Here is a 22,687-nt window from a genome sequence, read left to right on the forward strand (position 1 = left end):
GCCGGCCTCGTGCAACTCACAACTTCCATTCACCATTCGAGGTCTTCGCCGCGACCCTCGCATCAGCAAGTCAACCTCAAAGCTCTAAACATTAATCCCGCCGTTGCGCTTCACTCTTGAAACCGCCGCGCATTTTCGTGATAAGTATTGGTAAATTAATAATAAAAATTACAAAGGCACTGATGAAATCATTAACTAGTTCGTAGTCGATCGGGTGCTATATCGACATGCTTTTGCTGCAGTAGGGTTGCGAATCACGGGAGTTCCTTTTGCGGACGGTGCAGATGCAACCGCAGATTCCGGCTCATTCCCGTCTTGATGGTCGGTTAGATCTTGCCGAGCGCGTTAGTCTTGACGTCCCTGGTTGGGCGTCTCGTCTGGGATTAGGCTCCTGAAAATAGCTCGCCAGCCGGATCAACCGCAGACGCGTTGCTTGGTCGGCGGCAAACATCTTGATACCAGCAGACCGATGCGGCCCGGATGGCCGTCGACCATCTAGTAGATCTTGCGCGTGAGCTGTTTGAGAAACCGCTTCGTGAGTTCGATGAAGGTGGCATTCGTGAGCATTCCTTCGAAGATCATGAAGTTCAACTCGCCGCGGTTGGAGATCGCCGCAATCATGTTGTACCTTGAAGGGCTTTTCGGCCGCACGCACCAGCGTCTCGCCTTGCGGGGCAAAACTAGTACCGTTCACACGGTTGCTGTGCAAACCCGTTTCTTCGTTCCAATAGATCCCATGCGCGCATTGGTGGCAAGTGGGGAGGTCCACTGCATAGACCGAAAATTGTTCAGCGCGACCGGGGCTACAGTTCTGAGAATCATCGACAGCGCCTGTAAAAACATGGCGTCATGCCGGCGCTCGCAAAAATCGGTTCGCCACACGGCAGCGGTCTCGGAGAAACGCATTGGCCAGTCGAACGATCGATTGCGTGGCTTCGCTCGTTTTGACGCCTGAAGATTCGCTACGAACGATACGCCCATATCCATGAAGATTTCCTTTCTCTCGCTTGCGCTTTGATGTGTTGAGCGTGTCTCAAGGCGATGTTTAACTAATTTCGAAACAGCTTCTAACGGTAGAACTTGTCATCGCAAAAAGCGAGAGCGGTCGTCTTTGGCATGTCTATGCCGATGAGCTGTATTCGTCGCGGTCTGTCAATGCAAGCGCCATCGCCGAGTTAGCCGCGAGGAATGGCAGATGTGATCCGTGCATGCCCGTGCGCCTGTCCGAATCAGTTTTCACGATTCACGGCATTCAGCCAATATGACACGTATGAATTTTGGGGCTCTGGCGAATTAGAAGAGGCCCGTATTGGACTTTCTGTCAACGCGTGGCTTAACCGCCCAGATCGGGCGGAAACTTGCCACCCTTTGCGGCCAGCGTCGCCGTCACCCTCGCTATGCAGCCAGATGTTCACGCTCGCCGAGTCATTCAAGTGTCCGGAATACTTCAGATCCTGCGTCAGCTGTTTGCGATATTCAACGCTTCTGTGCCGGATCAGGAGCAGGCTCAACTGTCGGCGTCCTCGCGTCGGGATTTGCCTCGTGGAACAGCTTGTTCACGATGTCACCGAAGATGCCCAATTTTTTCCCATGAGTCGAAATTGGCCTGTTGGCAAACCCGTCGGCGTCATGAATCGCGCGGGGATCAGCCCAGCAAGTTGGATGCACTAGCTTGCGCCGGCGATCCCGTGAAGAACAACCGATAAAAGCGAGGAGGTGTAAGGTGCGCCGCTTTACAAGTCCGAAATTGCATGCCTCCGGTCAAAGCAAATTGGGCGGGCAAAGAGTCGAATCTCCATGAACCTCTGGCGCTCGTCTGAGGTCGTCGAGCTTCGTGATTGTGCCGTGCGCGGCGGCGATGCGACTCGCTGCCGCAGGTCGATACTTACGGGGACAGAGTTCTTTCGGATTGGTCACATAGGGCGAAATGGGGCGCCGCCTTACTCTATCTCTATCGCATCAACCCTTTTAGGACTCGCATGTAGATAGCGAAGGGACCCTTTCCAACGGTTTCTGACCGGATTGTGTAGCGCGGAAGGGTACCCAGACTGTTGGATTTTCGCTCTATCCCATTTCCGCCCGCTGCCGCGCGTTTCAAGCACTGTCATTTACGCCTGCAGCCCTCTATTTTGACTGCGAGGTTTTGACATGATGTCGTTCCACTTTCTAGGTAACACCTTCCCCAAGGCGCAAGCCATTGCCATCGAAGTGGGCAATTCTGTGCGTTCCAGATGTAAATCTCCAGCGAGTTCCATCGCGGGTGCAGGAGTGCTGTGTGGCATGGTCGCGATTCTCGGCCTATCAGTTTCGACTGCAGCACCAGAAATATTCAATCGCGTGAAGGCATCCAGCGCGATCTGGTCCGGCCTTGGGGTGACCGTGCCGGCTGCGCAACCCGTCGAGCGACCTCGGCAGATGTCCGAAGGTTCGGCCGATATTGCCGGCAAGTTCAGCGGGTTCGTTGGCGACGCTCAAAATAGTCCGCTATCTGGGGCTGTGCCGTTTGTCGTGCCGGAGGCCGAAATCGGGTCATACGCTGGGCGGATCGAAGGCAACTTGCGCGATACTCTGGTGCGGGCCGACGTGCCGGTCGAGATACGGGAACAGATTGCACGTATTTTTGCCTCTCGGCTCGACGTTGCGGCGCCCGCGCAGAAGGGCGACACCTATCGCGTTTTCCACGGGCGCGATGCCGCGGCGCCACAGCGCAGGCGCGTGACGGCCGTCGAACTCCGCTCAGGCGCTAAGGTCTACCAGGCCGTGTGGTTTGTCGCACCGGGGCACGCCAACGGGGACTATTATTCATTCGACGGACGGCGGCTTGCCGCTGAACCCTTTTCGATGCCGCTCGATTACGTTAGGGTCAGTTCGACTTTCGGCAATCGTGTCCATCCGGTCGGCGGCAAGCAGCATTTTCACACCGGCGTGGACTTTAGCGCGCCGAAGGGGACGCCCGTAGTGGCGGCTGCTTCGGGAACCGTGAAGTTCGTAGGCAACGAAAGCGGATATGGGCAGTACGTTGTGCTCAATCATCCGCAAGGCTATACGACGTATTACGCACATCTGTCTAGCTTCGCCCGCGATTTGCGCGTTGGCGCGTCCGTGACTGAAGGACAACGACTCGGCGCAGTAGGCAGCACCGGCAGGTCCACGGGACCTCACCTGCATTTCGAGGTGCGGCGGAACAATCACCCTACCGATCCACTCGCATTGACGAGCCGAACTGGCGCTTCGCCGCTTACGGCCAGTCAGCGCATCGCGTTCGACGGTATGACGGGCGCCATGCGTGAGCAACTGGCGGCGTTAGCGGTCGACGCCCCGACGGTCAGGACAGCATCGAACGCCGGACGCACGCTGAACCACGCAGAGAATCCTAAAGACTCGTTGGTCTGAGTTACGACACTATGCTTCTCTGGATGAGTGGGTCGCTTCGCGCTCGGTGAGTCTCGCGTGCTTCAGTCGATATTTTCCGTGACTGGCATGTCAACTTGCCGAATGACGTGCATGCGAAATCGCATGACATAAGTTTGGCTCACCTGGTTGGCAAGGCGATCCGGAATCGGATTTCCGGTTGCAGCTTCTTACGCCTCGTAGGCCTCCTTGCGTGTCTGCCGCTTCTGTTGCGCGTTCGCGCTGTACCGGCAGCGTTTGAACCGATTGCTCACCTGAGCATGAGCCGACGCGAATCGCGTCAGATAGCGCGCTGATTTGGAGCGTGCAACACTTTTTCGCGCACTCGCGTCGGCTGGTGCCAGTTCTCCGCCCGGTTGTGCAATTCTTTGTGCTGTCGGGGTTCCACGTCATTGGTGATCAGAACACGCGGAGCGCGGCGGTGCTTCCTAAGCAGATCACGCATGATGTGCGTCGCCGAATGCCACTCGCGCCGGCTTTGTGTGAGTACATCCGGTACCGCGCCAGGCTGGTCCATAGCACGCTACGGCGGGTACTGCTTGCCGTCGATCGTGATCACCACATCGTTGAAGTGCCACCTGTTGGCCCGGTCCAACGCGGTGGAACGGATGCGTCGAGCAATGGCAAGCCCGAACTTCACCGATCAGCGTCGCACCGTTTCGTACGTGAGCTCAATGCCGCGCCCAGCCAGCGATTCTCTGGCTATGCGCAAGTATCGCCACACCGCCTAGCCAATCACGTCGGACGGAAATCGGTAGCCGGCATAAGAAATGACGTCTGTGGCAGGTGTGTCGTGTTGCTTCTCGCCGCGATCCCGTCAACATGCCAGCAACGTGAAGATACCTGCATGGGTGAGGCGGCATTTTCGAATGTCATAAAGACCACGATTCTGAGCTGAGTGCAGGATACTTTCGCAGCAGGAAGGCTAAAAACCTCAAGCCGTCACCGTACTATCCCCATGGCATCGCGTATTCCGTGACGAGGATGTCGCAAGAGGAAGCGTCTAGCGACTTGCCTGGTTCGCCTGAGTCCTTCGCCGTGCCTAAAACGTCTAGTGGGAGGACTACAGCCGGTTATTGCTTAATGCCGAAAAAGCACCGCGGGATGATCGTCAGCGAGCACGATGCGGGATCTTCATTGCGCTCAATACAGTCTGCACAGAGATGAGTGAGGCAGGGGTGAAGAACCACGGTTGGCAAAAATGTTCGCGAGTACTGACTCGTCCGAACCTACTCGCGAAGCCTTGACTCACACTCAGTGCGCACGCCGGCACGTTGACGGGTCTGATTATTATTTGCTTTCGCATCGCATGGGTCTGATTTGTGGGGGCGGCTGATCGGATCCGCTCTCGCGCCGCGATAATCGTTTTGGTCCGGTGCGCTACGTCAGTGTGATTGTCAAAGGTGCATCGACAGTCTCCAGAACGAACCGGTGCCGCCATGTCCTCCGCTCCACAGAATGATGCCTTGAACCAGTTGCAGCGCTACAAGAAGCTGCTGGTGTTCGGTGGTGGATTGGTGACCACGATCATGATGCTTTTCGCTTTCACGCTCGCGGCGTTGTCGGCGGTACGCGGGCAGGTTGCAGCTGAGCGGCAGAACTTCCTCGTCGATCGCAACCTCGTCATGAGCGAAGTCAACTCGAGCGAAGCATTGTTCCGCTCCGCGCTAGTCAGCGCGGAGCTGGCGTGGCAGGACGCGGATCAGGTCGATCTTGAGCTAATCACGCGATTTCGCAGTCAGGGGTACGCATTCGTGCCATTGCCCACGTCCACGGCACAACCGCCGTTGTTGTTCGACGTGCCAGGTAAATCCCTGACCCACGATGAACGCCGTCGCTATCTTGGTCTCACTGCACAACTCGGTCGTGTCAGCGCAGTAAATTCATTGGTGCGGGGCCAGCAGGCGAGCCGCTATTTCTATGGTGCGCAGCACAATATTGCCGGAATTCTGTCTGCGCCCTTGCCCCACCAGGCAGCGATGGTCGGGACGTCTGCCGGCCGTGCGCATTTGATTGCGGATCTGGGGGATGGGCTGGATGGTCTGGCCGGCATCCATGCGGGCGAGCAACCCGATAATCGTCGGCCCGTATCCTGGATGCTGCCTGCTATCAGTCCCTTGACGGGAAAAATGGCGATTCGCATCGCCGCGCCGGTGTTCTCAGACGGATCACCGTTTGCGATCCTCGTGACGGAATACGACCCGGAGATCTTGACAGCACCTCTGACCGTTGGCGGGTTCGATGGAACGTATATGGTCGTGTCAGAGAAAGGAGAAATAGTAGCGAGCACAGCCTGGAATGAGCAGGCCCCTGCATTGATTGATCGCGTTCGGGCGTTAGGTGTCGCGGGAGCGACCGGCAGCATGCAACGCGAAACCTGGCGGGACGGTGTATTCACGATTGCGGATCGTCTTGGCGATACGGGCTGGGTGCTTGTCTATGTATTTACGTGGCGCGACGTTGTTGCGGGCATCGGCAAACAGATCGGTATCGGTGCTGTGCTTACGCTTGCGACGCTTGCCGTCGTATGGGGGTTTCTGATCTATCTCAAGCAACGCGTTTTCCGGCCGGCAATTGAGCGATCGCGACGGGTGTTCGAGAGTGAGCACCTGAGCCGCATGCTGGTCGAAACGGCGCCAGTGGGGCTGGGACTGATCGCAGTGGAGAGCGGAAAGGCGCTATTGCGCAGCCCGACGATGATTGACGCTGCCGCGCGGGTAGTCGTGCCGACCGAGACGCTGTCGGCGGAATTGGTTCGACGTCACCGGGAGCGCGGCGGGGCAAGGGGGGCGAACGGCATGCTGCACGAGGAACTGACGCTCCCTACGCGCGAGGGCGGGGCGATGGACCTCTCGGTGAGCGTTGTGCCGGCGCGCTACCAGGGACAGGACGTGCTTGTGACGGCGTTCACGGACATCACGGCGGGAAAGCGTCTGGAGCGGCAGCTACGTGACGCGAAGCAGGCGGCCGACTCCGCCAACGCGGCGAAATCGGCGTTCCTTGCGGCGATGAGCCATGAGATCCGCACGCCGCTGAATGCAATCATGGGAAATCTGGAACTGCTGTCGCGCTCGCAACTGGATGCGTTGCAGCGCGACCGTCTGACGACGATCCGGACCTCGGCGGACGGACTGCTTGAGGTCGTCAGTGATGTGCTGGACTTCTCGAGGAGCGAGGCCGGCGAGATGAGACTGGAGCGGATCGCATTCGACGCGCAGGAGGTGGCGTCTCGGGCGCTGTTGATGTTCGGACCGCTGGCGCGCGCAAAGGGCGTGAGGCTGTCGGGCGTGTTCGGAACGTCGCCGGTGCTGCCGATGCAGGGTGATCCGACTCGGCTTGGCCAGGTGATGAACAACCTGCTGGCGAATGCCATCAAGTTTACGGCGTATGGGGAGGTGACGCTGCGGTTGTCGGTGGAGGCGGGCGTGGACGATCAGGACGCGATGTTGACGATCGAGGTGGAAGACAGCGGGATCGGGATGTCGTCGGAACAGCAGGCGCTTCTGTTCCAGGCGTTCAGCCAGACGGATGCAACGATCAACCGTCGCTTTGGCGGCACGGGCCTTGGCCTCGCGTTGTGCGCGCGGCTGATCGATGCGATGGGCGGTACGATCGCCGTGCGCAGCGAGCCAGGTCAGGGCAGCTGCTTTACGGCGCGGGTGCCGCTGGGCGAGAGCGAAGGCGAGTCGGACATGCCGCGTTTCGCGGGAGAGCGGATACTGTTCGTGGCTGCGGCGGACGCCTGGCACACGTATGCAGTGGCAGCGCTGGAGGCGTGGGGGCTGCAGGTGCAGGCATACCGGCATCCGGCGCAACTTCACCCGGCGATGTTGAACGAGGCGGACGCGCTGATCCTCTGCGGCGAGCGTGACACCTGGCACGCGGATGATGAAAGCGGTTTGTTAGCGGAGTCGTCGTGGGTGATCGACAGTAGTACGGAAGGTCCGGCATATCCGGTAGCGGTAGAGCCGGTAGTCAGGGTCTCGAGCTACAGCCTGAAGGGGCTTGTGGCGGCGTTGCGGTACACCTTGCAAGGCGAGGCGCTCCAGGCGTGCGATGAGACGCAGCAGGTGCTGTCGTCGCGCCGGTTGAAAGTGCTGATCGCGGAGGACAACGCGGTGAACCGTCAACTGTTCGAGGAGCAGTTGAGGATGCTGGGCTGCGAGACGCGGGCGGCAGAAGATGGGCGGCACGCACTGGACTGGCTATCGCGGGAACGCTTTGATGTGCTGCTGACGGATCTGTCGATGCCGGTACTGGACGGCTACGCGCTGGCACGCGAAGCACAGGTGCACTGGCCGGAGATGCCGATTGTGGCGGCCACGGCGAGCGCAACGCTGGAGGTGCGAACGTGGTGCGAGGCGACCGGCATGGCACGCGTGGTGACCAAGCCGCTACAACTGGATGAGTTGTCGGCGGTTCTGTCGGAAGTGACTGGCGTGCCACGCGTGGTGATAGAAGCGGATGGAAGCGAGCCCAGGCGCGACGGCATGCTGGGGGGGCGAGCCGTCCCGGAACAGACGCGTGAAACGTTCCGGAAGTCGTGTGAGGCATCGTTGACGGTGATCCGTGCGGCACACAATGACGGGGATGCAACCCGGTTGCTGGCTGAGTTGCATTCGCTGCGAGGCGCGTTAGCGGTGTTTGGGCATGACGCCCTGGCAGATCAATGCGCCCGGCTGGAAATAACGATATCGAAGGATGGTGTTCACGCGGCGCAGAAAATGATTGAGACTCTTGGCGCCCGTTTGCGCACCGATGTTCTGACCGACACGAAAACGCTGCGTGAAGTTCTTGCGGAGGTATCAGAATCTGAGTGTCCTGAGGTCGGTTGAGAAATCTGATTCTGGTGAAAGGACGTCCGCAGGATGGGTTATCAACGTGACGATCCAGTGCCAGCGCATGCTGAGGCGGTTTGTCAAGTAAGCCTCGCATGCGGCGCCCACGTTTACGCGTGGGTTGATGACTGTTCGGGGCCCGGCGTCATGTTCGTCAAGCAGGGAAGGCTCGGTGCGCAGCGTCAAATACATCGCATCGAGATGCCGGGTGCTATCTGTCTCGCGTCGGGCCGCTTTCAAGCGGCATCAAAGCCTGCACGGAATCTGTCGCGCCAGCCTCGGATCGTCTCGTAAGTCACGACCACGCTGCGCTCGAAGAGCAACTCCTCGATGACGGCAAGCTCAACTGAAAGAGAAAATACCAACGCACGGCGTGCTGATGACGCCAGCGGACCAACGGTGACCGTGAAGCGGCGATTTTTATTTCTTCATCTGACCCTCTTCGCGACGACCTCGGCTACCTGACAACGTCGACAATGGCCCGGCTCTCGGTTCCTGGTGGCCAGCCCTCGGAAATCCGACACATACGAGGGAAAGCCATAAATTGTCCAGTCAGTCGAATTTGCCCCACTTATTTTGCTTTCCAGTTTTCCAGAGGGTATTCTCGGATAAGTCAGATTCGGGTACATTGAGCTTGCCGTCGCGGCCCGGTTCATCCCATTTCCGCGGAGCTTTGCATGAGCAAAATGAAAATCCGTGTCGTGCTGGCCGACGATCATCCGGCACTCCTTTCCGGTATCAAGCACGAACTTTCCGCTGTACCTACGCTGGAAATTACAGGCACGGCAGGAGACTCCGGCGAGCTCATCAAGGTGCTGAACAGCGCCCCTTGCGATGTCCTCATTACCGATTACGCGATGCCCGGTGGAGAGTACGGGGACGGCTTGACGTTGCTGGCATTCTTGCGACGAACCTACCCGGCGCTCAAGATCGTAGTCTTCACGACTATCGAAAACCCTGCCATTACGCGTGAAATGTCAAAGCGTGGCGTGCATTCGGTGTTAAGTAAAGCTCATGACACGAGCCATTTGATCTCCGCGATTCACGCTGTCTATGCGGGCGCCACCTACTTTCTTTCTACCTCGCGAAGCCTGAAAGACGCTATTCCGGATTCCTCTCCTGGTCGGAACGAACGCACCCAAACGCTGAGCACGCGCGAAACGGAAGTCATCCGGCTGTTCGTGTCAGGTATGTCTGTGAATGAAATCGCCGACCGACTACATCGCACTAAGCAGACAATCAGTGCCCAAAAGACCCGCGCGATGCGAAAGCTCGGGATTGAACGGGACGCCGACCTGTTTCACTTTGCATACGAAGCTGGGCTCGGTGTGGCGACCGATGGGTCGCAGCCGGAGATCTGATCGGCTCAGTCTTCGCATCACACGCGTCCAAACTCATCGCTTTTGCGCTTTTAGTGTTTTTTGTTGCGATGCTACCCTCGGTCGCGTATGCACTTAAAGGCCCTCGTCGCCGCTCTCATCTCGTCGTCAGGGTTTGCCGTCGCGTGGCTGCGTCGGATCGGACGCATCATGGTCACCATCTTCCGGTACGAGGGTAGGCGCCGTGTCAATCGAACACTTGATCAGCTCGATGTCGTTTCCCACGCCTAGCTTGCGCATTGCGCTGGCTTTCTGCGAACTGATGGTTTGTTTACTGCGCTTGAGTTGCGCTGCGATTTCGTTGACCGACCGTCCCGACACGAAGAGTCGGACCACTTCGGATTCGCGTGCAGTAAGCGCTCGACTGCCGGAGGCAGGCGTATCCACGTTGAGTTGCCAGACAATCTTTGAAATGGTTGGAGAGAAATAACGTGCGTCCGCATATGCGCAGTGAATCGCGGCGACCAGATGTTCCGTCGGGTCGGCCTTGCTCAGAATGCACTGAATGCCGAGCTTGAGCAGCGAGCGGATGATACCTGGGTTGTCGATCATCGTCAGCACGACAATGCGCATGGCCGGGTATCGGCGCCGCAAAAATGAAAACAGCGTAATGCCGTCACCGTAATTGCCGCCCGGCATGGAGTAATCGCACACCAGTACATCGCATGGCTGCGTGCCGAGTTCCGCGATCAGCTCGGTCGAGTTTGTGCAGGTGCCCACTGTCTTGATGGTACGGTGTTCTTCAAGCATGTAAATCAGTCCGGCAACGATCGCAGGGTGATCGTCGGCAAACATGACCTGGATGGCGGCATTCTCCATTTGGGGCGTCCTTTATCTCCGGGCACAATGCCTTGCATTACAACGCGCCCGCATAAGCAATTCGACTATGAGAAAGCGGGACCGTTTTCCTGGGGCTGGTCAGCCTGTCTGTCAGGTTTCTAACCTTAAATCGGTGCCATTTCATGTTTCACCGCACTGAGACGAATTTAAATCGACAAACGTCGGACTTTAACTTCATGTTACTAGTAACGATACAAGATTAACAGGCGAATAGTGGGTTGGCCACCGTTGATACTGGCGGCCCTATCTGGTCAGACAATCGCGCGCGGAAATCAGTGCTTGTGAAAGACTGCGAACTAAAAATTCGTACCAGTCTCACTATGTTGTCGCGGCTGTCTGATTTCGCGGGGTCACCGATATCCGGACAATTGGAGCCAGTACGAAATCTCATGTTTCGTTCATCAGGTCACCCGAATTAGCCGAATCGATCCTTTAAACGACGAGCATTGCTTCATTGTTTTCTGAGTCTGGATTGCGGTTCAGGTGTCGCACCACATACTTCAATCTAACCGGTTACGATCATGACTCGAAACGATTTTCCTGACGTACAGGCTGCCGCGCCCCTCACCAACGAGGACGGCCTCCTCGGTTCCGTGATGTGGATCTGCGAGCGCTACGGTTGCGGCAAGACGGCGCAGGCGCTCACCGCGGGGCTGCCGAAGAGCGGCATGCTTTCGCCATCACTGGCGCTCGACTCCCTGTCAAACGCGGGCCTCACGGCGGGCTTGGTGGAGCGTCGTCTGCAACTGCTGCCGGAGCACGTGCTGCCGGTCATCTTGCTGCATCGCCGCACGGGTGGCTGCGTGCTGCTGGGTCGGCGTGCGAATCCGGACAAGGAAGCCAAAAGCCGCGTTCTATATCAGGTGATGGTGCCGGAAATTGGTCCCGAGCCCGTGGAGTACACCCAAGAGGAAATGGACGAAATCTATTCGGGCTACGCCATTCTGGTCAAGCCGACGGCCAAAGTCGAGCTGCGCGAAGGGGATAGCGTCGAACCGGCCGGCCACTGGTTGCTGGGCACGCTATGGCGTTATCGACGCTACTACGCGAGTGCTGCGCTCGGTGCATTGCTGATCAATGTGCTCGGCCTTGCCAGCGTCTTTTTCACGATGAACGTGTATGACCGCGTGGTCCCGAACCAGGCCTACGTCACCCTCTGGTCGCTCGCGATCGGGGTTGGAATTGCGATGCTGTTCGAAGCGATCTCGCGCCATGTACGTAGCCATTTACTCGACGTCGCCGGCAAGAAAGCCGACCTGGTCATGGGCACGCTTTTGTTCCGCCAGGCGCTCTCCATCCGCATGGAGCACAAACCGTCGTCGGCAGGGTCATTCGCCAACCAGTTGCGCGAGTTCGAGTCGGTGCGCGACTTCGCAACCTCTGCCACGCTCTCTGCAATTTCCGATCTGCCATTCGTGCTCGTCTTTGTAGGCGTGGTATTCGCGGTCGGCGGTTCGCTCGGCTGGGTGCCGTTGCTGATGATCCCGTTGATCATCGGTGTGAGTCTGTTGGTGCAATGGCCGCTCGCGCGGATCATGAAAGAGAACCTCAAGGAAGCGTCGCTCAAGCAGGGCGTGCTGATCGAATCGGTTGAAGGTCTGGAAACACTCAAGGCGGTGGGTGGCGAAGGGCATATGCAAAAGCGCTGGGAGTCTTTCAGCGCGATGGCGGCGTCTTCTTCGATGAAGTCGCGTCAGATTTCCAGCAAGGCGACGAGCTTCATTACCTTGTTGCAGCAGTTGCAGACCGTGGTGCTGGTCGTGTTCGGCGTCTACCTGATCGACGCAGGCGAGCTCACGCAAGGCGCGTTGATCGGTACGGTGATGCTGGCCGGCCGGATTACTGCGCCGCTGAGCCAGGTGATGGGACTCGCCTTGCGCTTCCAGCAGGCAAAAGCCGCGCTACATTCGTTGAACAGCTTGATGGCGATGCCTGTCGATCGCGATTCATCGCGCACGTATCTGCCGAAGCCTTCGCTCTCGGGGCAAATCACCCTGAAGGACGTCTGCTTCTCGTATCCCACACAGGAGATGCAACCGAATCCGCCGGTTCTGAAGGACGTCAATTTGAGCATCCAGCCCGGCGAGCGGGTTGCTATCCTGGGCCGCATTGGGAGCGGTAAATCGACCCTTCTGCGTGTGATGGCGCGTCTTTACGCGCCGGTCGGAGGGCAGATGTTCACGGACGGTCTGGACGTTGAGCAGATTGACCTCGCCGACTGGCGCAAAGCTGTGGGGTACGTGGGCCAGGACGCGCGTCTTTTTCACGGCAGTCTGCGCGAAAACGTGATGATCGGACGGCCGGAAGCGAGCGCCGACGAGTTTCTACGCGTGATACGTTTGACAGGGCTTGATCATGTCGCTAGCCGCCACCCACGGGGTATCAACCTCCCAATCGGAGAAGGTGGTGCGGGCATCTCCGGTGGCCAGCGTCAGCTGGTGTCGCTGGCCCGCAGCCTCCTTGCCCGGCCGGAGCTCCTGTTGCTTGATGAGCCGACGAGCGCAATGGACGCCCAAACCGAGGCGCTCTTCCTTGAACATCTCGCGCGTGCAACTGCGGGGCAGGCGATCGTTGTGGTGACCCATCGCCCATCCTTGCTGGCCCTGGTTGACCGGATTGTCGTAGTCGAAGAAGGCAAGGTCGTGGCCGATGGTCCGAAGGACAAGATCCTCGCGATGCTGTCAGGCAAGAGCGAACCGGCAGCGGTGGATGGAACGCCGAAGCGCGCGCGACCGGGCACCTCGCCCGGCGTCGCGGCCGCAACAAATACGCCCGTGGCGCCTCAGGCCGTTGCCGCGAAGATCAGGATCATGAGCGCCAAAAAGACGGTACCGGCACCCGCTGCGCAAGCGGGTAATACGCAGGCAGGCGCACCGAACAAGGAGCAATCGCAATGAACTTCAATATTTTCAAACGAGGCAAGAAAAAGGCTAAGCTCGCCAAAGGCGACGCTGCTTTCATGAGCGACATCCGGGAATCGCTGCTGACGCAGTCGACGCCGGGCTCAATGATCATGCTTTACGTCATTCTCACGGTCCTGGCCGGCGGTCTGACCTGGGCGTACTTTGCGCGCGTGGAGGAGATAACGCACGGCGAGGGGACCATCATTTCGAAGAGCCGCGAACAGGTCATCCAGAGTCTTGAGGGCGGCATTCTCGAACAACTGGACGTACGTGAAGGCGACATTGTCAAGAAGGGACAAGTGCTGGCAAAGATCGATCCGACGCGAGCCGAGACGAGCTATCGCGAAGCGTGGTCCAAGTCAGTAGGACTGAAGGCGACGATTGCGCGTTTGCGTGCCGAGGCGTACGAGCAGCCGCTGACGTTTCCTGACGACGTGAAAGCCGTGCCTACGGTCGTGAAGCAGGAGACGCTTGCTTACAACGCGCGACGTCGTGCACTGAACGATAGCGTGGCCGCGTTGGAAAAGAGCTACTCGCTGTCGAACAAGGAAATTGGCCTGGCCGAGCCGCTGGCGGCCAAAGGTCTTGTTTCTGAAGTCGAACTGCTCCGCATGCGCCGGCAGGCAAACGAGCTGCGCTCACAGATCGTCGAGCGTCGCAACAGATTTCAGGCCGACGCAAACTCGGAACTCACGAAGCTGGAACTCGAACTGGCGCAAACCAGCGAAACCGTAGTGGGTCGTGCGGATGTTCTACAGCGTACGACTGTGATTGCACCGGTGTACGGCACGGTGAAGAATATACGCTTCAATACAATTGGCGGGGTCATCCAGCCGGGCGAGCACATCATGGAAATTGTCCCGCTGGAAGATCAATTGCTCGTCGAGGCACGCATCAAGCCTTCGGACGTCGCATTCCTGCATCCTAATCAACCGTCCACCGTGAAGATTACGGCTTACGACTACGGAATTTATGGAGGCTTGAAAGGCACGGTTCAGCACATCAGCCCCGACACGCTCAAGGACGACCAGAAGGCCGCATCGGGCCGGCCCGATGCGACGTATTACCGCGTGCTTGTGCTGACAGACTCCAGTGAGTTGCATGCAGGCGGAAAAAGCTTACCGATTCTGCCCGGGATGATCGCGACGGTCGACATCCGTACCGGTGAGAAAACCATTCTTGACTACATTCTGAAGCCGATTTTCAAGGCTCGTGAAGCGTTCCGGGAGCGGTGATTATCTCGTTGGATCTGGTGACTTCTGGTAATGCCATGCACGGGTGAGCATGGAGGAAACCGGAAGATTCCCGGTTGGAAGCCCGCGTCTTTCCGGGGCTGCATGCCGTGGTCGGAAGAAGCTCGCTGCGCTGGAGCGCGCCTGACCCGGCACGACACGCTGCGGCGCTTGGAATGATTCGCGCGTCGTTGTTGATCGTGGCGCTACGGTACGCATGATTGCGGCCGGTTGAACCAGCAAGAGGCGAATCCAATGACTACGACTACGCAGATCAACGTATTGCCGGTGCTCAAGACCGGATCAATGACATAGCGAAGGGTGCAACCATGGTCATAACTGCGACGGCGCTATGACGATTCCCCAATCTTACTGTGTCAGATAATTAGTTGAGCGCTCTATTGCCATACAGGAAGAGAGCCATCGTTGCATGAGCCTTAGTCCAAGCAGGATGCGCAACGTAGTAATGGAATCAGGAACGTGGCGTTGAGCGCGCTGGACTGCCCCGGGGGATGTAATCCGGGGGAAGGGCAGGCAGCGCGCGTTCAAGGAAGTTATTTTATCGCGTCCATCTGATTTCATTCGGAGTCGCTGAGCCATCAGAAACCCATACGCAGCGATACTCAGTGTGGCGTGGTGGTGAAAGCCACGCCAGCCTCGCCCTTCATAATGACCGAGCCCGAACTCCTGTTTCAGGTCCTGATAGTCGCGCTCGATGCGCCAGCGCATTTTGGTCACGAACACAAGCTGCTCAAGTCTCGCCTCCTCGGGGGCGGTAGTGAGAAAGTATTTGAGCGGTTCCGGATCGCCATCAGGCCATTCAATAAGCAGCCATTCTTCGTCGCGAACGGTGCTTCGCCAATAGTCGCGATGTGCGGGACGAACCCGTACGGCGGCAAAGCGCGAGGAACGTGCTGCGTTGCTGCCTTCGCGCCAGGTTACGGATTGCCAGGCGCTTACGGGTAATTGCATGGCCAGTTCCTTCACGGCGATCGGCTCGTGGCCAGGCGCACGGCGCAACAATGTCGGTGGCTTGCCGCGCCCGCTCCAGGGCTTGGGCGGAAGCGGCGCCGTACCTGGTGCCCACACAGAGGTGCCCGGCCGGATCCCTACCGCGTACAACAAACCCCTTTCCGTTACGCCTTCCCGGAAAGCGGTTTCGTCGCCATACCCAGCATCGGCCAGCACGATGCCCGGTGCAACGCCGGATGCCATAGCCTCGCGAAGCTGGGCCAGCGCAATCTGAGGCTTGGTCTCGAAGGCCAGATCGTCGGGAATGCCCGCACGACGGGCACGTTCCCGGTCGTCAATCCATTCCCTGGGGACATACAACTGCCAGGCAATCGGCAGGCTGCCGCGTTGCGTCGCGATCGACAGGCTCACTGCAACCTGGCAGTTGTCCTGCTTTCCGAGTTGCCCACGGTACTGACGTGCCACCCCGACCGAATGACGTCCCTTCTTTGGAAAGCCGGTGTCGTCAATGATCCAGTAGTAGCCGTTTTCTTCAGCAGTGTGTTAAAGGAAGAGACGTCTGTCGGCGTAATTGCGGGCGACTAAGGCGGGTTTGGGACTGTCATTTGCTGAACGCGAGAAGTGTCCGCTCGCCAACATCTGCCTGCGAACGGCAGCGAAGCGACCTGCAGCCTTCGCCGTCAAACGGGCGAGCGTCAGCTTTGGCCGACGTGGCGACCGGATCAGTCGGCGCGCGACCCGCAACGGTGGATCGGATTTGGTCCTTCGGTCGGCGGGGGGGTATGCCGGGAGAGGCGCAATTCGAGCATTCGGAGCGGGTTGCCGCACTGACATCCACCTGCCGATAACGCCTTTAGCTGGGTTGTGCCCGTAAATCGGAGGCTCTACATCTTTCGTTTTGCTTGCATTTTTCGTTCTTTATTGAGTCGCGTCGGCAACGGTTTTTTCATCTTTATTGTTTTCTTTTTTCTTTTTTTTGTGGGCAAACACGAGCGTGACCAGCAGGTTCAGGTCGAGTCTTCTGAGATTAACCACGGCAATACCTGACATATTGGGAATTCATTTCCAATATACCTCGGCGATGCCTATCGTGACTGTTTTCAGCCACGAAGGTCCCATCATGAACGTTCTCATCATCTATGCGCATCCCGAACCGAAATCGTTGAACGGTTCGCTGAAGGACTTCACTGTCCGCCATCTCGAACGCGCCGGCCATACGGTGCAAGTGTCCGATCTGTACGCGATGAACTGGAAAGCGTCGCTAGACGCACACGACACCAGCGAGCGTCACAGCGGCGAGCGCTTCTTCGCGTCGCTCGAATCGAAGCATGCGTTCGAGAACGGCTTGCAGAGCGAGGACATCGCGCGTGAGCAGGACAAGCTGAAGTGGGCCGATGCGGTGATCCTGCAGTTTCCGCTGTGGTGGTTCTCGATGCCGGCGATCATGAAGGGCTGGGTGGAGCGTGTCTATGCGTACGGTCTCGCGTATGGCGTCGGCGAGCATTCCGATGCGCGCTGGGGCGAGCGTTATGGCGAGGGCCGTTTCGCGGGCAAGCGCGCGATGCTGATCGTCACGACGGGCGGCTGGGAGTCGCACTACAGCGCTCGCGGCATCAACGGTCCGATCGACGACGTGCTGTTCCCGATCCAGCACGGTGTGCTGTATTACCCCGGCTTCGAGATATTGCCGCCGTTCGTCGTCTATCGCACGAGCCGCGTCGACGAGGCGAAGTATGCCGAGGTCAGCGAGGCGCTCGGGCGACGGCTCGACACGCTGTGGACGGCCGCGCCGATCGCGTTCCTGCCGCAGAACGGCGGCGCGTATGAGATTCCGGCGCTCACATTGCGGGACGATCTGGCGCCGGGGCGGGTGGGGTTTGCCGCGCACGTTGAAGATGCGGGCGCAGAGACGGCAACTGAAGCCGATGAAGCGACCGAAGCCTGACTGGATCGTATGTTTCGCTGAAATTTGGCTGTAAGTCGCCATTGCTACAGTCGTTCGCGGACATAGGCCGAGGCATGCCGGGGCGCTCTTCTTCGGATGCCTGACGAACGTAAGCAGCCGCAAGCAAGCGCAAGGGGCGACTCACCATGAATCCAGTCCATACGTTCTGGCTCATTCTGATGCTGATCGCATCGCCGGCGTGGGCGTTCCAGTCGCGCGTCGTCACGATTCCGAGCGCGGCGATGCATCGTACGTTCGACGCAACCGTCGTGCTGCCCGATCGATACGCGCGTGGCAACCAGGCCGCGCGCTTTCCGGTCGTCTACGTGCTACATGGCTCGGGCGGCGATTACACGGACTGGACCGCGAATTCGCATATCGGCAAGCTCGCCGACCGCTATCACGTGATCCTCGTGATGCCCGACGGCGGCCGCGACAGCTGGTACATCGATAGCCCCGTCGATCCGCGCAGCCGCTACGAAACCTACGTGGGTACGGAAGTGGTGGCCTATATCGACAGCCATTTCCGCACGATCGCGACGAAGCAGGCGCGCGCTATCACGGGCTTGAGCATGGGCGGCTTCGGCGCGCTACGCATCGCGCTCGACAGGCCCGACGCGTTCGGCGCGGCGGGCAGCATCAGCGGTGCGGTGGACCCGCGCGGCAGCGAGGACGAGCCCGGCATCGAGCGGGTGTTCGGCGACCCGATGCAATATGCGGACTTCTGGAACAGCAAGGCGATCGTCGCGAGTGCGGAGGATTTCGGCCGCGACCATATCGCGCTGACGATCGATTGCGGCGTGAACGACTCGCTCGTGCAGTCGAACCGGCTGCTGCACGAGCGGCTCGTCGAACTCGGCGTGCCGCACGATTATGCCGAGCGGCCCGGTGGCCATACGTGGAAGTACTGGTCGAACGCGGTCAAATATCAGGTGCTGTTCTTTGCTGGCACGTTCAGGCAGGCGGCGCGCGAAATGCGTGACGCGCGGGCCGCGGCCGCGGCCGCGGCCTGACGGCGGACGGCTATCCGCGTCAATCGATTCCGTGAAACACCGCGTCGTCAGGTCCCAGGTAGACCGGCGGGCGCCACGCGGCATCGCGCATCGAATGCTGGACCTGTTTGTCGACGCCGAGCAGCACCGCGAAAATCGCCATCCGCACCGGAATGCCGTTGTCGGTCTGCCGGAAAATCGCGAGCCGCGAATCGTGATTGAGGTCGGTGCTCAAATCGTTCGCGCCGGGCCGGCTGTCGCGCGGCAGCGGGTGCATGATCAGTGTTTCGGCGCCGCACACGCTATCGACGAGCGCCTGGTTGATCTGGAAGTCGGGCGTGTAGCCTTCGAACGATTCGTCGGTGAAGCGCTCCTTCTGGATGCGCGTCGCGTATACGACGTCGGCGCCGCGCAAGCCAGTGCGCAGGTCGTGCGTCTGTTCGATCACGTGAGCGTTGCGCGAAATCTGCTCGATGATATAGCCCGGCAATTCGAGCATCGGCGGCGAAATCAGCGTGAACTTGATGCCGCGATAGAGCGCCAGCAGCTTCACGAGCGAATGCACGGTACGTCCGTACTTGAGGTCGCCGACCAGCGCGATGTGCGCGCCGTCGACGATCTTGCCGAGCCGCGAGAACTCGCGCTGGATCGTGTAGAGATCGAGCAGCGCCTGGCTCGGATGCTCGCCGGGACCGTCGCCGCCGTTGATCACCGGCACGTTGGTCGCGCGCGCGAATTCGGCCACCGAGCCTTGCTCCGGGTGGCGGATCACCAGCGCGTCGACATAGCCGCTCATCACCCGGCTCGTGTCGTAGATCGATTCTCCCTTCGCCATCGACGAAAACGTGAAGCCGGTCGTGTCGCACACCGAGCCACCGAGCCGGCAGAACGCCGCGCCGAAGCTCACACGGGTACGCGTGCTCGCCTCGAAGAACAGATTGCCGAGCACCGCGCCTTCGAGCACGCGCGAGATTTTGCGGCGCCGGGCGATCGGCTGCATGATGTCGGCGACGCGAAAGAGCGCCTCGACCGAGTCGCGCGAAAACTGATCGACCGACAGCAGCTGCGGCTTGCCTTCGAACAGAATCTGGCTTGCGAGCGATTGCGAGTCTACGCTTTGCGTATATCCTTCGCCCGGCTCCGTGTTCGCGACGATCTCCGACACGAAACGCTCGACGATTTCCGGCATCGCCCGCGATTCCTGCGAGTCGTCCGGCAGCAGCCACGTATCCAGCGCCCGGCGCGACACGCCGATGCGGTTAGCGAACGTATCGCGCGTCATGTTCAGGCGACGCATCGCATCGCGTAGGAAGGCTTGTTGCGGAACGCTCATGAGGGCACCTGTCGCAAAAGTGGGGTCGGCGGGAGTAAGGCAGCAAAACGCGTTGATGTACGCGGTGCGTATATTAGTTTCCGGCGCGTAGAAGTCAAGCGTTTTCCTCCGCGCGAGCTGGTTCGTCGGCCCTCGCAGGACGGCATCGTCGCGCATTTCAGCGCGCTCGCGGACGCGAGCGTGCATCCAGTCGTGCTCTACGATATTCCGCAACGCACCGGCGTGCGGCTCGAGCTCGACACGCTGCTGACGCTCGCCGTGCATCCGCGAATTCAGGCGATCAAGGATTGCGCCGGTTCGCTCGACACGACGCTCGCGTTGATTCGCGACGGCCGTCTGCAAGTGCTCGCGGGCAACGACCTCGAGCTCTTCTCGACGGTGTGCGCGGGTGGAAGCGGGGCGATCGCGGCGTCGGCGCATTGGCGGCCCGAGCGTTTCGTCGCGCTTTATCGCGCGTTGACGCAGGGGAAGCTCGACGAAGGACGACGCATTTTTCACGCGCTCGTGCCGCAGATCCAACTCGCGTTCGCGGAACCGAATCCCGCGCCGGTGAAGGCGCTGCTCGCGGCGAGGGGATGGGTGCGCAACGAATTGCGTTTGCCGATGACGCGTGCGAGCGAGGCGTTGACCGAACGGCTCGCGGCGTTGGGGGAGACGCTGCTCAGATAGAGACTCCGCTTGCGGCCATCGTTCTGCCGCGGAGCATTGCGCCGAAGTCGTCGGCGTTGATCGGCTTGCCGAGCAGGTAGCCCTGCACTTCGTCGCACATCATCGAGCACAGCTTGTCGAGCTGCGATTGGGTTTCGACGCCCTCGGCGACCACGTCCATTTCGAGCGAGTGCGCGAGCGCGATGATCGCCGACACGATTGCGCTGCCCGCGGCGCCGTTCGCGTCGAGACCGTTGATGAAGAAGCGATCGATCTTCAACTGCTTCACCTGGAAGCGCTGCAGATACGCGAGGCTCGAATAGCCGGTGCCGAAGTCGTCGATCGAGATGTCGAAGCCGCTCGCCTGAAACGCGCGGATTACTTCGACGGTGCGCGCGGCATCCTGCATCGCTACGGTCTCGGTGATCTCGAACATGATCTGCTCGCACGCGACGTCCTCGCTCCTGACGATGTCGAGGATCGTCTCGACGAGGTCCGGTTGCAACAGCTGACGCGGCGACAGGTTGATCGCCACCTTCATCGCCGGCAGGCCCTGTTCGATCCAGCCGCGAATGCGCCGGCAGGTTTCGCGCACGACCCAGTAGCCGATCTGCACGATCTGTCCGGAGCGCTCGGCGACCGGGATGAACTCGGCCGGCATCAGCGCGCCCATCTCCGGATCGTGCAGGCGGATCAGCGCCTCGGCGCCCGCGAGCGCCTCGCCGCCGCGCTGAAACTTCGGCTGGAACAGCAGCGAGAAACGATCATTCGCGAAGGCGTCGTGCAGCACTTGCTGGATCCGCAGCGTGCGCGTGGCGGCCTCGTTCATGCTGCGCTCGAAGAAGCGGTAGGTGCCGCGGCCGGCGCGCTTCGCTTCGTACATCGCGGCGTCCGCGTGCTGGAGCAGCGTCTCGACGCTGTCGCCATCGCGCGGATAGAGCGCAATGCCGATGCTCGGCATCACCTGCAGCGGTTGTTCGTCGCTCCACGTGCCCTGGCGCATCCGGTGAAGCACGCCGTCGGCGAGCGCGGCCGCGTCGTCGCCGCACGTAAGATGTTCCGTGAGCACGACGAACTCGTCGCCGCCGAGCCGCGCGACGGTGTCGCTCGAACGCACGCATTGCTGCAGGCGTTGCGCGAATGCGGACAGCACCGCGTCGCCAGCCGAGTGACCGAGCGAATCGTTGATCGTCTTGAAGCCGTCGAGATCCATGAACAGCACCGCGAACGACGTACGCTGGCGACGCGCGCCGCTGATCGCGCGTTCGATCCGCTCGGTCAGCGTCGCGCGGTTCGGCAGGCCCGTCAGTGCGTCGAGCGTCGCGAGCCGCACGATCTGGCCGTTCAGCCGCGACACCGCGCCGAGCAGGAAGGTGGTGCGCACGTCGAAGCGCGACAGCATCAGCGTGACGATCAGCACCGCGAACGTGAGCAGGATCAGCGAGGTGGCGAGCCATCGCGCGTTCATGTCGTTGGCCGCGCCGCAGATCGCGCCCGGCGCGAAGTCGGCGGCGGCCATGCCGGTGTAGTGCATGCCGCTGATCGCGACGCCCATCACCAGCGCCGCGGCGAGACGTTTGCGCGCGATATGGCGCTCGTGTTCGTTGCTGAGCGCGCGCGCCATCCACAGCGCGGCGCTCGACGCACCGATCGCGATCGCGATCGAGGCCGCGAACCATGCCGGCTGGTAGTGGATCGCGGGCGCCATGCGCAGCGCCGCCATCCCGGTGTAATGCATACCGGCGATAGCGATCCCCATCGCCACGCCGCCCGTCAGCAGCCGGACCGGCGTCAGGCGCTGCTGGGTCGTCAGCGAGAGCGCCAGATACGAAGCGCCGATCGCGAGGGCCAGCGAGCAGGCGGTCGTCGCCAGGTCATACCCGAGCGGGATAGGCAGCGAGAACGCGAGCATCGCGACGAAGTGCATCGACCAGATGCCGACACCGAGCGCGAACGCGCCGCCGAGCCGCCATGCATGCCGCCGGCGCGTCGAGCCGAGCAGGAAGATGCGGCCCGTCAGATCGAGCGCGGTGTACGACGCGAGGGTCGCGACCGCGAACGAAATCGCGACGAGCCAGAAATTATATGAACTCTGCATATTGGGTCCGCCGGGAGGAGTCCGGCTGGACATGTTATCGGTACTTTTCGAACTTTTGTTCAACTTATTTGCGATTTGCGAACAGGGGGCAAAACC

13 protein-coding genes and 4 pseudogenes are annotated in these 22,687 nt (G+C 60.1%); 9 read left to right on the forward strand and 8 right to left on the reverse strand.

Annotation, left to right across the window (positions count from 1 at the left end):
* Positions 1 to 495: 495 nt before the first annotated feature.
* A complete protein-coding gene (locus tag F6X40_RS42665; protein WP_262421572.1) occupies positions 496 to 621 on the reverse strand; it encodes a hypothetical protein in 126 nt (41 codons plus the stop codon).
* A 123-nt stretch (positions 622 to 744) separates the two neighbouring features.
* Here F6X40_RS42665 and F6X40_RS28365 point away from each other — a divergent pair.
* Positions 745 to 1,026: pseudogene (locus F6X40_RS28365) on the forward strand (transposase); the annotation flags it as partial.
* Between the two features lie 203 nt (positions 1,027 to 1,229).
* Here F6X40_RS28365 and F6X40_RS43610 read toward each other — a convergent pair.
* Positions 1,230 to 1,511 (reverse strand): DUF3597 family protein, encoded by a 282-nt coding sequence (locus tag F6X40_RS43610; RefSeq protein WP_409340076.1) that lies wholly within the window; start codon positions 1,509 to 1,511, stop codon positions 1,230 to 1,232.
* A gap of 637 nt (positions 1,512 to 2,148) precedes the next feature.
* On the opposite strand from F6X40_RS43610, the gene F6X40_RS28375 reads away from it, so the two are divergent.
* Both F6X40_RS28375 and F6X40_RS28380 read left to right on the forward strand, forming a co-directional pair.
* Positions 2,149 to 3,393, forward strand: coding sequence for a M23 family metallopeptidase (locus tag F6X40_RS28375; protein ID WP_262421573.1), 1,245 nt, complete (start codon positions 2,149 to 2,151; stop codon positions 3,391 to 3,393).
* Between the two features lie 1,484 nt (positions 3,394 to 4,877).
* A complete protein-coding gene (locus tag F6X40_RS28380; protein ID WP_187630100.1) occupies positions 4,878 to 8,246 on the forward strand; it encodes an ATP-binding protein in 3,369 nt (1,122 codons plus the stop codon).
* A gap of 144 nt (positions 8,247 to 8,390) precedes the next feature.
* Here F6X40_RS28380 and F6X40_RS43310 read toward each other — a convergent pair.
* Positions 8,391 to 8,630 (reverse strand): annotated as a pseudogene (locus tag F6X40_RS43310) (IS6 family transposase); the annotation flags it as partial.
* Between the two features lie 296 nt (positions 8,631 to 8,926).
* On the opposite strand from F6X40_RS43310, the gene F6X40_RS28385 reads away from it, so the two are divergent.
* Entirely contained in the window at positions 8,927 to 9,610 is a 684-nt protein-coding gene (locus F6X40_RS28385) for a response regulator transcription factor (protein WP_187618906.1), read from the forward strand.
* A gap of 126 nt (positions 9,611 to 9,736) precedes the next feature.
* Here F6X40_RS28385 and F6X40_RS28390 read toward each other — a convergent pair whose 3' ends face one another.
* Entirely contained in the window at positions 9,737 to 10,447 is a 711-nt protein-coding gene (locus F6X40_RS28390; protein ID WP_187630101.1) for a response regulator transcription factor, read from the reverse strand.
* A gap of 542 nt (positions 10,448 to 10,989) precedes the next feature.
* Here F6X40_RS28390 and F6X40_RS28395 point away from each other — a divergent pair.
* Together F6X40_RS28395 and F6X40_RS28400 are read left to right on the forward strand one after the other, a co-directional pair.
* Positions 10,990 to 13,365: a type I secretion system permease/ATPase gene (locus F6X40_RS28395; protein WP_187630102.1), complete on the forward strand. Its 2,376-nt coding sequence runs from the start codon at positions 10,990 to 10,992 to the stop codon at positions 13,363 to 13,365.
* Positions 13,362 to 14,606: an HlyD family type I secretion periplasmic adaptor subunit gene (locus tag F6X40_RS28400; protein ID WP_090809617.1), complete on the forward strand. Its 1,245-nt coding sequence runs from the start codon at positions 13,362 to 13,364 to the stop codon at positions 14,604 to 14,606. The genes F6X40_RS28395 and F6X40_RS28400 overlap by 4 nt, the downstream gene beginning before the upstream one ends.
* A gap of 469 nt (positions 14,607 to 15,075) precedes the next feature.
* On the opposite strand, the pseudogene F6X40_RS28405 reads toward F6X40_RS28400, so the two are convergent.
* Both F6X40_RS28405 and F6X40_RS42670 read right to left on the reverse strand, forming a co-directional pair.
* A pseudogene (locus tag F6X40_RS28405) lies at positions 15,076 to 16,103 on the reverse strand (IS701 family transposase); the annotation flags it as partial.
* A gap of 390 nt (positions 16,104 to 16,493) precedes the next feature.
* Positions 16,494 to 16,625 carry a hypothetical protein gene (locus F6X40_RS42670; protein ID WP_260321389.1) on the reverse strand — a complete coding sequence of 44 codons (132 nt, stop codon included), beginning with the start codon at positions 16,623 to 16,625 and terminating at the stop codon, positions 16,494 to 16,496.
* 70 nt (positions 16,626 to 16,695) lie between these two features.
* Between F6X40_RS42670 and F6X40_RS28410 the strand changes: the two genes are divergently transcribed.
* On the forward strand, positions 16,696 to 17,520 hold the full coding sequence (locus F6X40_RS28410; protein WP_187630103.1) for an NAD(P)H-dependent oxidoreductase: 825 nt from the start codon (positions 16,696 to 16,698) through the stop codon (positions 17,518 to 17,520).
* 146 nt (positions 17,521 to 17,666) lie between these two features.
* Complete coding sequence (locus tag F6X40_RS28415; protein ID WP_187630104.1) at positions 17,667 to 18,533, forward strand: alpha/beta hydrolase; 867 nt, start codon at positions 17,667 to 17,669, stop codon at positions 18,531 to 18,533.
* Positions 18,534 to 18,552: 19 nt separating this feature from the next.
* On the opposite strand, the gene F6X40_RS28420 is transcribed toward F6X40_RS28415, so the two are convergent.
* On the reverse strand, positions 18,553 to 19,845 hold the full coding sequence (locus F6X40_RS28420; protein WP_184073984.1) for an aspartate carbamoyltransferase: 1,293 nt from the start codon (positions 19,843 to 19,845) through the stop codon (positions 18,553 to 18,555).
* A 126-nt stretch (positions 19,846 to 19,971) separates the two neighbouring features.
* On the opposite strand from F6X40_RS28420, the pseudogene F6X40_RS28425 reads away from it, so the two are divergent.
* Positions 19,972 to 20,514, forward strand: a pseudogene (locus F6X40_RS28425) (dihydrodipicolinate synthase family protein); the annotation flags it as partial.
* On the opposite strand, the gene F6X40_RS28430 reads toward F6X40_RS28425, so the two are convergent.
* Positions 20,507 to 22,591: a putative bifunctional diguanylate cyclase/phosphodiesterase gene (locus tag F6X40_RS28430; protein ID WP_187630105.1), complete on the reverse strand. Its 2,085-nt coding sequence runs from the start codon at positions 22,589 to 22,591 to the stop codon at positions 20,507 to 20,509. The pseudogene F6X40_RS28425 and the gene F6X40_RS28430 sit on opposite strands and share 8 nt — an antisense overlap.
* Between the last annotated feature and the right edge of the window lie 96 nt (positions 22,592 to 22,687).

The organism is Paraburkholderia sp. UCT31, from assembly GCF_014397655.1.
Lineage (GTDB): Bacteria > Pseudomonadota > Gammaproteobacteria > Burkholderiales > Burkholderiaceae > Paraburkholderia > Paraburkholderia tuberum.

Coding starts and splice junctions, on each gene's coding strand:
- F6X40_RS42665 (WP_262421572.1), bottom strand. CDS start 621: ATGATTGCGGCGATCTCCAACCGCGGCGAGTTGAACTTCATGATCTTC.
- F6X40_RS28375 (WP_262421573.1), top strand. CDS start 2,149: ATGATGTCGTTCCACTTTCTAGGTAACACCTTCCCCAAGGCGCAAGCC.
- F6X40_RS28385 (WP_187618906.1), top strand. CDS start 8,927: ATGAGCAAAATGAAAATCCGTGTCGTGCTGGCCGACGATCATCCGGCA.
- F6X40_RS28390 (WP_187630101.1), bottom strand. CDS start 10,447: ATGGAGAATGCCGCCATCCAGGTCATGTTTGCCGACGATCACCCTGCG.
- F6X40_RS28395 (WP_187630102.1), top strand. CDS start 10,990: ATGACTCGAAACGATTTTCCTGACGTACAGGCTGCCGCGCCCCTCACC.
- F6X40_RS28400 (WP_090809617.1), top strand. CDS start 13,362: ATGAACTTCAATATTTTCAAACGAGGCAAGAAAAAGGCTAAGCTCGCC.
- F6X40_RS42670 (WP_260321389.1), bottom strand. CDS start 16,625: ATGTCAGGTATTGCCGTGGTTAATCTCAGAAGACTCGACCTGAACCTG.
- F6X40_RS28410 (WP_187630103.1), top strand. CDS start 16,696: ATGAACGTTCTCATCATCTATGCGCATCCCGAACCGAAATCGTTGAAC.
- F6X40_RS28415 (WP_187630104.1), top strand. CDS start 17,667: ATGAATCCAGTCCATACGTTCTGGCTCATTCTGATGCTGATCGCATCG.
- F6X40_RS28420 (WP_184073984.1), bottom strand. CDS start 19,845: ATGAGCGTTCCGCAACAAGCCTTCCTACGCGATGCGATGCGTCGCCTG.
- F6X40_RS28430 (WP_187630105.1), bottom strand. CDS start 22,591: ATGCAGAGTTCATATAATTTCTGGCTCGTCGCGATTTCGTTCGCGGTC.